At 73.1% G+C, this 12270-nt stretch carries 9 protein-coding genes; 4 read left to right on the top strand and 5 right to left on the bottom strand.

The genetic code is table 11. The features are described from left to right. A partial coding sequence (locus Pma05_RS37005; RefSeq protein WP_203862180.1) for an amidase occupies positions 1 to 1696 on the bottom strand: 1696 nt, incomplete at its 3' end. Further along, entirely contained in the window at positions 1696 to 1995 is a 300-nt protein-coding gene (locus Pma05_RS37000) for a hypothetical protein (protein ID WP_203862179.1), read from the bottom strand. The genes Pma05_RS37005 and Pma05_RS37000, both read right to left, overlap by 1 nt. 468 nt (positions 1996 to 2463) lie before the next feature. On the opposite strand from Pma05_RS37000, the gene pyk reads away from it, so the two are divergent. The 4 genes from pyk to Pma05_RS36980 all read left to right on the top strand — a co-directional run bounded on the left by pyk (position 2464) and on the right by Pma05_RS36980 (position 6367). Beyond that, the gene (gene pyk, locus Pma05_RS36995; RefSeq protein WP_203862178.1) at positions 2464 to 3915 is read left to right on the top strand and encodes a pyruvate kinase; all 1452 of its coding nucleotides are present in this window, start codon (positions 2464 to 2466) and stop codon (positions 3913 to 3915) included. Next, a complete protein-coding gene (locus tag Pma05_RS36990; RefSeq protein WP_372441621.1) occupies positions 3912 to 4805 on the top strand; it encodes an acyl-CoA thioesterase in 894 nt (297 codons plus the stop codon). Before pyk ends, Pma05_RS36990 begins: the two co-directional genes overlap by 4 nt. A gap of 23 nt (positions 4806 to 4828) precedes the next feature. Further along, positions 4829 to 5362, top strand: coding sequence for an RrF2 family transcriptional regulator (locus Pma05_RS36985; RefSeq protein WP_203862177.1), 534 nt, complete (start codon positions 4829 to 4831; stop codon positions 5360 to 5362). 93 nt (positions 5363 to 5455) lie between these two features. After that, positions 5456 to 6367, top strand: coding sequence for a MerR family transcriptional regulator (locus Pma05_RS36980; RefSeq protein WP_203862176.1), 912 nt, complete (start codon positions 5456 to 5458; stop codon positions 6365 to 6367). A 42-nt stretch (positions 6368 to 6409) separates the two neighbouring features. Here Pma05_RS36980 and Pma05_RS36975 read toward each other — a convergent pair whose 3' ends face one another. From Pma05_RS36975 to Pma05_RS36965, 3 genes are all read right to left on the bottom strand, one after another. Continuing rightward, a complete protein-coding gene (locus Pma05_RS36975) occupies positions 6410 to 7873 on the bottom strand; it encodes a pyridoxal phosphate-dependent decarboxylase family protein (RefSeq protein WP_239313911.1) in 1464 nt (487 codons plus the stop codon). A gap of 116 nt (positions 7874 to 7989) precedes the next feature. Next, on the bottom strand, positions 7990 to 9111 hold the full coding sequence (locus Pma05_RS36970) for a LacI family DNA-binding transcriptional regulator (protein WP_239313909.1): 1122 nt from the start codon (positions 9109 to 9111) through the stop codon (positions 7990 to 7992). Then, on the bottom strand, positions 9111 to 12266 hold the full coding sequence (locus Pma05_RS36965) for a glycoside hydrolase family 3 protein (protein ID WP_203862175.1): 3156 nt from the start codon (positions 12264 to 12266) through the stop codon (positions 9111 to 9113). Before Pma05_RS36965 ends, Pma05_RS36970 begins: the two co-directional genes overlap by 1 nt. Positions 12267 to 12270: the final 4 nt, after the last annotated feature.

Here is a 12270-nt window from a genome sequence, read left to right as displayed (position 1 = left end):
GGGTCAGTTCGGCGACCTGTTCGGCGGTGAGCCGGCCCCGGGACTCGTCCGGCTCGGGGGCCGCGAGCGTGCCCCGGGCGGCCCGGGCGTCCGCCGCCACGGCCGGCGGGTCCGCCGGCCGGCGCCAGTGCCAGTCGGTGACCTCCTGGTACGCGGCCACCACCGACAACAGCCGCTCCTCCCCGTACGGCAGTCCGCCGAGGATGGTGCCGATCGGCACCCCGGCCGAGGTGAACCCGATCGGGAAGCCGATCTCCGGCAGGCCGAGGATGTCGAACGGCACCGGACCGGTCTGCACCACCACGTCACAGACGTCGAAGAGCTGGTCCAGTACCCGTTCCAGGAAGAGCAGCTTGGCCCGCTGCCCGGTGAGGAACTCGTTGCCGCCGAGCAGCGCCCCCTGCAACCAGCTCGTCACCGAGACCCCGAAACCGCGCAGGTCGGTCCGGAGGTACGGCATGAACGGCTCGCTGCGTTCCGGCAGCCGGATGTTGTTGAAGGTGTTGCCGGAGAGCAGGTTCCAGTCCTCCGGCAGGGTCACGTCGACCAGGGTCACCCCGGAGATCTTCGCCAGTTCGGCCAGGAACGCCTGCCGGGCCAGCGCAGTCGCCGACGTGCCGGTGGCGTAGCCGGGGAGTACCCCGATCCGGGTCTTCCAGCGCAGCTTGACCCGCTTGTCGGCGTACACCGGGGTGGCGGCCTCGATCAGCCGGGGGACCGGCGGCAGGCCCTGGCTGCGCGGGTCGGCCGGGTCTTCGCCAGCCATCGCGGTCAGCATGATCGCGGCGTCTTTCGCGTCCCGGGCCAGTGGACCGGGATGGTCCCGGGTGTAGCTGAGCGGGATGATCCCGTTCAGCGAGACCCGGCCCATGGTCGGCTTGAGCCCGGTCAGGTTCTGCGCGTTCGACGGCGCGGTGATCGAGCCGCCGGTCTGGGTGCCGATGCCGGAGCTGGCCAGCCGGCCGGCGACCGCCGTGGCGGTACCGGTGGACGAGCCACCCGGGTCGGTGTTCGGGTTGGTCGGCGTCCAGGCGTTCACCGTGGTGACGATCCCGGCCGGGGTGGTGGCCCGGGTGGTGGCCAGCGGACCCATCTGGGTCTTGCCGAGCACGATCCCGCCGGCCGCCTTCAGCCTCGCCACCGCCGTCGCATCGAACGGCGGTACGAAGTCCTGGAAGAGGTAGGAGTTGGCGGTGGTGGGCACCCCGGCGGTGTAGTAGTTGTCCTTGATCGCCAGCGGGATGCCGTGCAGCGCGCCGGAGTGCGACCGGCGGTCGGCGGCCCGGGCGGCGGCCAGCGCGGCGTCCGCGAGTACCAGGTTGAACGCCTGGTACGTCCGGTCGTACGCCCCGATCCGCGCCAGGTACGCCGCCACCAGTTCCGCCGGGCTGAGCTGGCGGGCCCGGATCAGCCAGGCCGCCTCGGCGACGGTCAGCTCGGTCGGGTCGGCCAGCGCCTCGGGCCGGGGCCGCCGGTACGCCTCCGGCCGGTCCAGCGCCGGGTTCGGCTTTCCGGTGCCATCGTGTCCTGCCGGGCCGGGCCCGCCGGGTGCGAAGGTCTCCGGGGCGTGTGCGGCGGCCACCTGGGGCAGCGCGACGGCCCCGCCGACCGCTCCGGCGGCGGCCAGCGCGGCGGCCCGGGCCAGGAAGGCGCGCCGGTCGACGGCCCGGTCCTGTGGTGCGAAGTCGGAAGTCATCACCGCCGCCATTCCGTGCTGATCGAGGGGTAGAGCATCGGGGCCGCCTGCTGGGAGAGCACCCTGGCAAGCGCCGGGTCGGTGCCGGCAGGCGCCGGCAACTGGTACCCGGCCAGTTCGGCCACGGTGCCCCGGACGAACGAGCGCAGCGAGGCGAGTACGGAGTCCCGGCCGGGGGATCCGGTCTCCGGGTCGGCGGCGGTGCCGGGTGGTAGCTGGTCGAGGTCGATGCCCAGGCTGGCCAGCCGGGCCCGGATCAGGGTGTTGAGTTCGGCGTCGGTGGGCGGGGTCGGTGCCATGGCGCTCCTCGCGACGATCGGTGCGACTCGGACGGCGATGCGTCGACCGGGCGGTCCGGTGCTGGTCGTCGGCGTTCCGACCGGGGTCCGGGCGCTCGACCGGGCCACCGGGCTGGCCCAGCGGTTCCGGCCAGCGGTTCCGGATCTTGATCAACTACATCGAGCCTGACTGTCCGGCCGGACGATATCGGGGTGATAACGGCAAGATCACGTCGCGGTGAACTGGTGGCCGGCGGCGTAGACTTTCTGCTCGGACGCCGCAGGCCGCCCGCGCGGGACCCGGACCTTCCCGGCCGGGAGCACGGCGCTGGCGCGGCGGGGGTAGGCTCGGCGCCGCGCGGTCGCTGACGCCCGCCAAACGACGTCCCGGTGTGACGACCCGCCGGTCACCCAACAGCCGCGTGACGTTGGTCCAGACTTCGGCATCCCGAGGGTCCGGCGGGCCGATCCGAGAGAGAGACTAGCCTGATGGCCGTGACACGCCGCGCGAAGATCGTCTGCACGCTTGGTCCCGCGACCTCCTCACCGGAGCGCATCCGCGGACTCGTCGAGGCGGGCATGGACGTAGCCCGGCTCAACTTCAGCCACGGCAGCCATGCCGACCACGAACAGGTCTACCACCTGGTCCGCGAGGCCGCCCGCACCACCGGTCGGGCCGTCGCGGTCCTCGCCGACCTCCAGGGCCCCAAGATCCGGCTCGGCCGGTTCGCCGACGGCCCGCACGAGTGGCGTACCGGCGACTCGGTGGTGATCACCGGGGACGTCGTTCTCGGCACCCGGGAGCGGGTCTCCTGCACCTACGAGAAGCTGCCGGCCGAGGTGAAGCCGGGTGACCGGCTGCTGATCGACGACGGCCGGGTCGCCGTCGAGGTCAGCGAGGTGCAGGGCAACGACATCCGAGTACTCGTCACCGAGGGTGGCGCGGTCTCCAACAACAAGGGCGTCTCGCTGCCCAACGTCGCGGTCAGCGTGCCGGCGATGTCGGACAAGGACACCGAGGACCTGCGCTTCGCGCTCGGGCTCGGTGTCGACATGGTGGCGATGTCCTTCGTCCGCTCGCCCGACGACATCAAGCTGGCGCACAGCATCATGCACGAGGTCGGTGTGCACCGGCCGGTGATGGCGAAGGTGGAGAAGCCCGAGGCGGTGATCCACCTGGAGGCGATCGTCAACGCCTTCGACGGCATCATGGTGGCCCGTGGCGACCTCGGCGTCGAGTTGCCGCTCGACCAGGTGCCGCTGGTGCAGAAGCGGGCGGTGCAGCTCTGCCGGGAGAACGCCAAGCCGGTCATCGTGGCCACCCAGATGCTCGACTCCATGATCGAGAATTCCCGGCCGACCCGGGCCGAGGCGTCCGACGTCGCCAACGCGGTACTGGACGGCGCGGACGCGGTGATGCTCTCCGGCGAGACCAGTGTCGGGAAATATCCGGTGCTCACGGTCAGCACGATGGCCAAGATCGTCACCACCACCGAGTCCGGGTCGATCGGCGTGCCCCGGCTCCAGCACGACCCGCGTACCCACGGTGGGGCGCTGACCGTCGCCGCCTCGCAGATCGCCAAGGCGATCGGGGCGAAGGCGCTGGTCGCGTTCTCGCAGACCGGTGACACCGTACGGCGGCTCTCCCGGCTGCACTGCGACCTGCCGCTGCTCGCCTTCACCCCGGTACCCGAGGTCCGCGACCTGCTCGCCCTCTCCTGGGGCGTGCAGACCTTCCTGATGCCGTTCGTGCAGCACACCGACGACATGTTCCGGCAGGTCGACCAGGCGCTGATCGGGCTCAGCCACGCCAACCCGGGCGACTACGTGGTGATCGTCGCCGGCACCCCGTCCGGTACCCCCGGCTCCACCAACACGCTGCGGGTGCACCAGCTCGGTTCGCTGGTCGACCCGGCGACGGTGGGTCGGACCGGGCAGTGAGCCCCGACTCTCCCGGCGAGGTGGTCGTCGGGCAGGCGGCGGTCGACCAGCTTCTGGACGTACTCGACCTCCGCCAGCTCGACGAGATGACCTTCCGGGGGATGAGCCCTCCGGTCGGCCCGCAGCGGGTCTACGGCGGCCAGGTCGCCGGCCAGGCCCTGGTCGCGGCCGGCCGGACGGTCGACCCGGCCCGGTTCGTGCACTCCCTGCACGGCTACTTCGTCCGGCCCGGCGACCCGGCCGAGCCGATCGAATACCAGGTGGAGAAGATCCGGGACGGCCGCTCCTTCTCGGTACGCCGCTCGGTCGCGCTCCAGCACGGCAAGCCCATCTTCTTCATGTCGGCCTCCTTCCACCACGAGGAGGAGGGGCTCGACCACCACGCCCCGGCCCCGGTCGACGTGCCCGCGCCGGAGGCGCTGCCGACCATGGCCGACCGGCTGGCCCGCTATCCGGAACGGCTCGGCATCTGGGCGATGATCCCCCGCCCGATCGACGTCCGCTACGTCGGCGAGCCCGGCTGGGTACGCCCCGGCGACCGGCCGGCCGACCCGCACCAGCGGGTCTGGATGCGGATCGACGGCAAGCTGCCGGACGACCCGCTGCTGCACGCCTGCGCGCTCACCTACGCCTCCGACCTGACCCTGCTCGACTCGGTCCTCTCGGTGCACGGCGAGGTGTGGGGGCCGGGCGGTCTGGTGGGGGCCAGTCTCGACCACGCGCTCTGGTTCCACCGCCGGTTCCGGGCCGACGAGTGGTTCCTCTACGACTGCTGGAGCCCGTCCGCCTCCGGTGGCCGAGGGCTGGCCACCGGCCGGATGTTCACGGTCGACGGCCGGCAGATCGCCAGCGCGGTGCAGGAGGGGCTCCTCCGCCGGGTCGGCGCCTGACCGGGCCGGTTAACCTTTCCGACATGCGTCTCTCTGCCCGGGTCGACTACGCGCTGCGCGCCGTTGCCGAGATCGCCGCTCGTGCGGAGGAGGGTGGCCCGGATCCGCGCCCGGTGGCCGGTGGCCGGTCCCGCTCCGCCGGGCAGGCCGCCGACGGGCCGAACCGCCGCCCGGCGCCGCTGACCGCCGAGCAGATCGCCCGGGCCCAGGACATCCCGCCGAAGTTCCTGGAGAGCATCCTGCTGCAACTGCGCCGGGGTGGCATCGTGCACGCCCAGCGTGGCCCCGAGGGCGGCTACTGGCTTGCCCGCCCGGCGACCGAGATCTCGCTGGCCGAGATCATCCGGGTCATCGACGGCCCGTTGGCCAACATCCGGGGGCAGCGCCCGGAGGAACTCGGCTACTCCGGGGCGGCGCGGGCCTTCCAGGAGGTCTGGATCGCGCTGCGGGCCAGCGAGCGGGAGATCCTGGAACTGGTCACCATCGCCGACGTGGCGAACGGCAAGCTGCCGGACCGGGTCCGCGACCTCGCCGCCGACCCGGCCGCCTGGACCTGAGCGGGCCGGATCGTCCCGATGGTCGTCACCGCCGGGGACGGGCCGAGATAATGGGCTTGAGTCTCCAGCGGCTGGAAGGTTGATGCTTTCCCCGTGAACGACCGCACCGAGCTGTTCACCATCGGACAGCTCGCCCGCCGTACCGGCCTTTCGGCCCGGACCATCCGCTTCTGGTCGGACATCGGCGTCATCCCGCCGACCGGCCGGTCCGCGGGCGGCTACCGGCTGTACGACACCGAGGCGGTGGCCCGGCTGGAACTGGTCCGGACCCTCCGGGACCTCGGGATCGACCTCGGGACGGTGCAGCGGATCCTGGCCCGGCAGAGCACGCTGGCCGACGTGGCCGGGGCGCACGTACGCGCCCTGGACGCGGAGATCCGTGTGCTCCAGGTGCGCCGGGCAGTGTTGCGGTCGATCGCCCGACGGAACAGCACGACCGAGGAGATGAGCGTGATGAACAAGCTGGCCCGGCTCTCCGCACAGGAGCGGCAACGGATGATCGACGACTTCGTGGACCGTACCTTCGCCGGCATCGACCCGAACGCGTCCGGGGCGAAGATCGCCGAGGGGATGCGGCAACTGCCCGCCGAACTGCCCGACGATCCCACCCCGGCACAGGTGGACGCCTGGCTCGAACTCGCCGAACTCGTCGCCGATCCGGAGTTCGCGCGGCGAGTCCGGGAGATGGCGGTGGCCGGCGCGCAGCCGCCCGGCGACCGGGCCGGGCCGCCGCCGTACGACGCGGCGGTGGTGATCGAGCAGGCCGGCCGGGCGGTGGCCGACGGGATCGCCCCCGACTCGGCCGAGGGCCGGGCGATTCTGGACCAGATCGTGGAGCCGGGACTTCCCGCCGACGAGCGGGTCCGGGTCGCCGACGAGCTGGAGACCTTCAGCGACAGCCGGGTCGAGCGGTACTGGCAGTTGCTGGACGTGCTCAACGACCGGCCGCCGTTCCCGCCCCGGGTACCGATGTTCGAGTGGTTCATCGCCGCGCTGCGCGCCTGAGTAGTAGTAGTTGGGCAAGGGCCCCGCCACGACGAAAGTCGACTAGCGGGGCCCTTCCTGGCGCCCGTGGGCGGTTGCGGCGTCGGTGATCAACTGCCACGTCTGTGCGACGTGCTCCTCCCGGGTGTACGGCGAACCCGGCACCAGCCGCAGCGTGTAGCGACCGCCCACCCGGGTGTGCGTCAGGTAGGCCCGGCCGGTCGCGTTGACCCGGGCCAGCAGTTCGGCGTTCGCCTCGTCGTCGGCGGCATCGTCGGACGTGGCGCGCAGCCGGAAGCAGACCAGCGCGAACGGGCTCGGCGCCACCAGTTCGAACCGCTGGTCGGCCCGGACCTGCTCGGCGAACCACCCGGCCAGCGCGATCGTCTCCCGGATGTGTGCGCGCAGCCCCTCGGCGCCGTACCAGCGGAGCACGAACCAGAGTTTCAGGGCCCGGAACCGCCGCCCCAGCGACACCTGCCAGTCGCGGTAGTCGAGCACCTCGCCGGACTCGGTCGCCGCGTTGCGCAGGTACTCCGGCAGCACGGTCAGCGCCTCGACCAGTTCCGCCCGGTCCGCCACCCAGAACGCGTCGCAGTCGAAGCCGGTGAGCAGCCACTTGTGCGGGTCGAAGCAGTACGAGTCGGCGTACTCCAGACCGGCGTGTGACCACCGCAGCTCGGGGCAGACCGCGGCGGCTCCGGCGTACGCGGCGTCGACGTGCAGCCAGAGGCCGTACTCCCGGCACAGCTCGCCGATCGCCGGGATCGGGTCGACCGCGTTGGTGGAGGTGGTGCCGATGGTCGCCACCGCCGCCGCCGGGACCAGCCCGGCGGCCAGGTCCGCCTCGATCGCGGTACGCAGCGCCGCCGGGTCCATCGCCAGGCTCTCCGGATCGACCGCGACAGTACGCAGCCCCGCGTCGCCGAGCCCGGCGATCCGGACCGCCTTCTCGATCGCCGAGTGCCCCTGGGTGGAGGTGTAGACCCGGTACGCCCGCTCCACCCCGTGCCCCCGCCACCGCCCGCCCGCGGCCCGGTGCAGCGCGGCCAGTACGGCGATCAGGATGGCCGAGGAGGCCGAGTCCTGGATCACCCCGCCGCCGGAGCCGCCGGACCGGAGCCGGGCCGGCAGGTCGAGCAGTTCCGCCAGCCAGTCCAGCACCACCGTCTCGACCTCGGTACACGCCGGGCCGGTCGACCAGAGCATGCCCTGCACGCCCAGGCCGGCGCAGACCAGGTCGCCGAGCACGCTCGGCCCGGAGGTGTTCGCCGGGAAGTAGCCGAAGAACCGGGGATGCTGCCAGTGGGTGAGGCCGGGCGCGATCACCGTGTCCAGGTCGGCGAGGAGCCGGTCGAACGGCTCACCCCGCTCGGGCGGGCCGGCCGGCAGCCGGGCGGCGACCGTGCCGGGCGGATCGGCGGAGGTGACCGGCCGCTGGTCCAGTGTGGACCAGTAGTCGGCGATCCAGTCGACGACCGCGTGCCCGTGCTGGCGGAACTCGTCGGGGGTCATGTGCGTGGCCATGCACCGAGTCGACCAGTTCCGGTGCCGTCGATCAAGCAGCCGTGCGCCCCGGGGCGGTGCGGCCGGTCGTGCGGCGGGTCGTGCGGCCGGTCGTGCGGCGGGGTGTTCCGTATGGTTCAGCCGGCCGGCGATCCGGTGCGTACCCGCCGCGCCGGCCCGACCGGTGCGACTGCCGTACTGGCCCGGACGGTCAGCCGGGGTGGCAGCAGGGTGCCCTCCGGGACCGGCTCCTCCTCCAGCTTGCGCATCAGCAGCGACACCGCCTGCCGGCCGACCTCCTCGGCCGGGACCAGCACCGAGGTCAGCGCCGGGCTGGCCCGTTCGGCGACCTCGTCCGGGCAGATCGCCACCACCGAGACGTCCTCCGGCACCCGCCGGCCGAGCGCCGGCAGCGCGGCGAGCACCTGGCCGACCGCGGCCTCGTTGTGCACCACCAGCGCCGACAGTTCCGGCTGGCGTTCCAGCAGCCCGGCGAGTTCCTGGGCGACCGCGTCGAAGTTCTCCTCGCAGGGCTGGGCGACCGCCGCGATCCCGTGCCGCTGCGCGGTCTCGGCGAACCCGGCCCGGGTGCGGTGGGCGAAACCGGTGTTCCGGTCGTAGACCACCGCCGGCGCGCCGAGCAGCGCGACCGTGCGGTGGCCGAGCCCGGCCAGATGCTCGACGCAGGCCGCCCCGGCCCGGTAGAAGTCGAGGTCGACGCAGGTCAGCCCGGACGGGTCGGCCGGGAAACCGATCAGCACGCTGGGGCGTTCCAGGTCGCGCAGCAGCGGTACCCGGACGTCGTGCATCTCCACGTCCATCAGCACGATGCCGTCGACCATCGCGCTGGCGGCGATCCGGCGCAGCCCGCCGGGGCCCTCGTCGGCGGTCATCAGCAGCACGTCGTGGTCGAACTGCCGGGCCGTGGTCACCACGGCGGTGGCGAACTGCATGAGTACCGGCAGGTGCATGCCGGAGCGCAGCGGCAGCACCAGGGCGATCACGTTGGCCCGCCGGCTGGCCAGCGCCCGGGCCCCGGCGTTCGGGTGGTAGCCGAGGCTGCGCACGCTGGCCAGTACCCGTTCCCGGGTGGACGCCGAGATGGCGCGCTTGCCGCTGAGCACGTACGACACGGTGCTGACCGCGACTCCGGCGTGCCGGGCCACGTCCGCGATGGTCACCATGTCCGCCCGCTTGGCGGGGCCACCCGTGGACTGCCGGGGCGTCCGTGGCGAGGTGGGACCGGACGACTCGGACACTAGGCGCCTCCAGTTTCCTTCCCGGTACGGTCACCGGGCACGCCGTCGTCCTCGCCGGGTACGCGTGGCATGAAGGTCAACCAGCTCACCGTAGCGCCGGGCGTGTCGAAGAGCAGATACAGGTCCCGTACCCCGGTCGCCGCGCCGTGCCAGCGGCCGGTCACCTCCCGGGTCGGCTGCCGGTCCGGTGCACTGACCCCGTCCGGCGGCCCGCCACTGCCCGGTTCGCCGCTGCCGCTGCCGGTGTCCAGGACGGGGACGGTGCCGGTGGGCGGGACGGGGATGATGGACGGGACGGAGGTGGTGCCGGTGGGCGGGACGGGGATGGTGCCGGCCACCGGCCCCCGGACCGGGTCGTCCAGCCGGAGCACGAGTTCGGCGCCGTCCGGCAACGGCTGCTGACCGCCGACCCGGGCGGTCAACCCGGCCACCCCGGTGCCGAAGTCGACCCGGGAGAACCGGATCCAGCCGCCGGCCTCCCGGGCGACCACGGCCGCACCCTCCGGGCCGTCCGGCAGCGGCTCGGTCCCGGCGTACTCGTCGTGGTCGACTGCCCACAGTGGACCGGCCAGCGGCTCGCGGGGGCGTACCGGCTCGCCGTGCACCGCCAGGGTGGCGGTCAGCAGCAGGTCGGCACTGGACCGGCCGACCGCGACGGTGTGCCGGGCGTCCTCCACCACGTACCGGCCCCGGGGCACGTCCCAGTGCGCCAACTCGCCGGCCCGCAGCCGGAGTCGTACCGTGGTCCGCGCGCCCGGGGCCAGGCTCACCCGGGCGAAGCCGCGGAGCTGGCGCAGCGGCTGCTTGACCCGGGAGCGCCGCTGCCGGGTGTAGAGCTGGACCACCTCGTCGCCCGGTCGCGAACCGACGTTGGTCACCCGCACGCTGACCTCGATCTCTCCGGCCGCGTCCACCTCGTCCGCGCTCAGCCGCAGGTCAGAGTAGGCGAACTCGGCATAGCTGAGCCCGTGGCCGAACGGGTAGAGCGGGGTGCCCCGATGGTAGAGATACGTAGTGTCGGTGGCTATCACGTCGTAGTCGAACAGGTCGGGCAGCTCGGCCGCGTCGTGGTACCAGGTCTGGGTCAACCGGCCACCCGGGTCGGCGTCCCCGGCGAGTACGGCCGCCAGCGCGGTGCCATACTCCTGGCCGCCGTGCGCCGACCAGAGGATCGCCGGCAGATGCTCGTCGGCCCAGTTCACCGCGTACGGATAGCTGCTGCTGACCACCAGCACGGTACGCGGGTTGGCCGCGTGCACCGCCCGGAGCAGTGCCTCCTGCGCGGCCGGCAGCGCCAGGTCGGCCCGGTCCTCGGTCTCCCGGCCGCAGACCATCGGGTGGTTGCCGAGCACCACCACGGCCACGTCGGCGTCCCGGGCCAGCGCCGCCGCCTCGGCCGCACCGTCGGCGACCAGTTCGACGGTGAAGCCGGTGCCGTCGGCGGGTTCGACCGCGTCGGCCCGGAGCAGACCGTCCGGGCCGATCCGGACGTACCGCTCGCTGCCCAGGTGGTACAGCACCCGGTCGCCGGCCGCCCGGTCGACCAGCCGGAACGTCTCCCGGACCACCCAGCCGCCCGGGCCGGGCCGGTCGTTGACCAGCAGGCCATCCTCCTCGCCGGCGCCGACGTGCCGGCCGTTGGCCACGCTGCGCAGCGCGATCACGTCCTGGCCCCAGCCGAAGACCTCGAACCAGCCGTCCGTTGGCACCGCCCCCGCCACCCCGGTTGCCCCGGTGTCACCTCCCGCCGCGTTGCCGGTCGCCGGCCCGGCTGCGCCACCGGTCGTCCCGACGCCGCCGGACGGGGTCTCCGAGCCGAGCTGGTGGAGGCGGAGCGCGGCCCCCTCCGGATCACCGGCGGCCCGGACGTAGCCCCCGGCGATCCGCAGCGCGATCCGGTCCGCGCCGCAGTGGTACGTCGTGTTCGCCGGGGCGAAGCGGGCGGCCAGCCCGTCGCGGGCGGTGATCGCGTACGGCAGGGTGCCGCTGTACCAGTCCTCGTAGAGGGTGTCGGCCAACGGCCCGAGTACGGCCAGCCGGTCGATCCGGGCCGGGTCGAGCGGCAACATCGCTCCGGTGCCGGGCCGGGCCACGTTGCGGAGCAGCACCAGCGACTGCCGGGCGGCCTCCCGGGCCAGCTCCTGGTGCGCCGGGCAGTTGATCACGTCGGCGGTGATCGCCGAGTACGGGTTCCGCTCCGGCGGGTCGAAGTCGCCGAGCCGGAACCGGACGGTGAGGATCCGTCGTACCGCCGTGTCCAGGTCGGACTCGTCGAGCAGCCCGCGCCGCAGTGCCTCGGTCAGCCGCTCGACCGTCGGCCCGGAGTCCTCGTCGTCCTCTGTGAAGCTGTCGATGCCGGCCCGCAGCGCGGCGGCGTAACCGCTCGGGTGGTCGGGATGGTAGCCCTGGGCACCGGCGATGTTGGAGATGGCACCGGCGTCGCTGACCACCATGATCTCGTCACTGGTCCAGTGGCGCAGTTCGGCGCCGATCAGCGGGCTCAAATGCGCGGGGCGACCGTTGACCAGGTTGTACGACGCCATCACGGCCACCGCCGCCCCGGTGGCGATGGGCGCCCGGAAGGCGGGCAGCTCGTACTCGTACAGCACCCGGGGCGGCAGGTTGCTCGACGTGGTACACCGGTCGGTCTCGTTGTTGTAGCCGAGGAAGTGCTTCAACGTCGGCGCGGTCTTCAGGTAGTCGGGGTGGTCGCCGCGCAACCCTCGGGCGTACGCGGTGCCGAGCCAACTGGTCAGCCAGGGATCCTCGGCGTAGCCCTCCTCGTTGCGGCCCCACCGGGGGTCGCGGAGCGGGTTGACCACCGGCGCCCAGACGTTCAGCCCGACCCGGGTCGGGTCCTTCTGGTGCAGGCCCCGCACCTCGTCGCCGACCGCCGCGCCGACCGCCCGGATCAGCTCGGGGTTCCAACTGCTGCCGAGCCCGAGCGCCTGCGGGAAGACGGTGGCCGGGCCGAGCCAGGCCAGCCCGTGCAACGCCTCGGTGCCGGTCCGGAACGCCGGCAGCCCGAGCCGGGGCACCGGCGCCTGGCGTTGGTGCAGCAGGGCGATCTTCTCCGCCCGGGTGAGCCGATCGAGCAGGTCGGCGACCCGTACGTTGAGCGGCTGGTCGGGATCGCGGAACGTCGTGTCGGTCATGGTC

It is taken from the genome of Plantactinospora mayteni, assembly GCF_016862935.1.
Taxonomy (GTDB): Bacteria; Actinomycetota; Actinomycetes; order Mycobacteriales; family Micromonosporaceae; genus Plantactinospora; species Plantactinospora mayteni.
Note: the sequence above shows the minus strand (reverse complement) of the source record. Positions and strands in the feature narration are given on the sequence as shown.

Coding starts and splice junctions, on each gene's coding strand:
- Pma05_RS36985 (WP_203862177.1), top strand. CDS start 4,829: ATGCGTCTCTCTGCCCGGGTCGACTACGCGCTGCGCGCCGTTGCCGAG.
- Pma05_RS37000 (WP_203862179.1), bottom strand. CDS start 1,995: ATGGCACCGACCCCGCCCACCGACGCCGAACTCAACACCCTGATCCGG.
- Pma05_RS36975 (WP_239313911.1), bottom strand. CDS start 7,873: ATGGCCACGCACATGACCCCCGACGAGTTCCGCCAGCACGGGCACGCG.
- Pma05_RS36965 (WP_203862175.1), bottom strand. CDS start 12,266: ATGACCGACACGACGTTCCGCGATCCCGACCAGCCGCTCAACGTACGG.
- pyk (WP_203862178.1), top strand. CDS start 2,464: ATGGCCGTGACACGCCGCGCGAAGATCGTCTGCACGCTTGGTCCCGCG.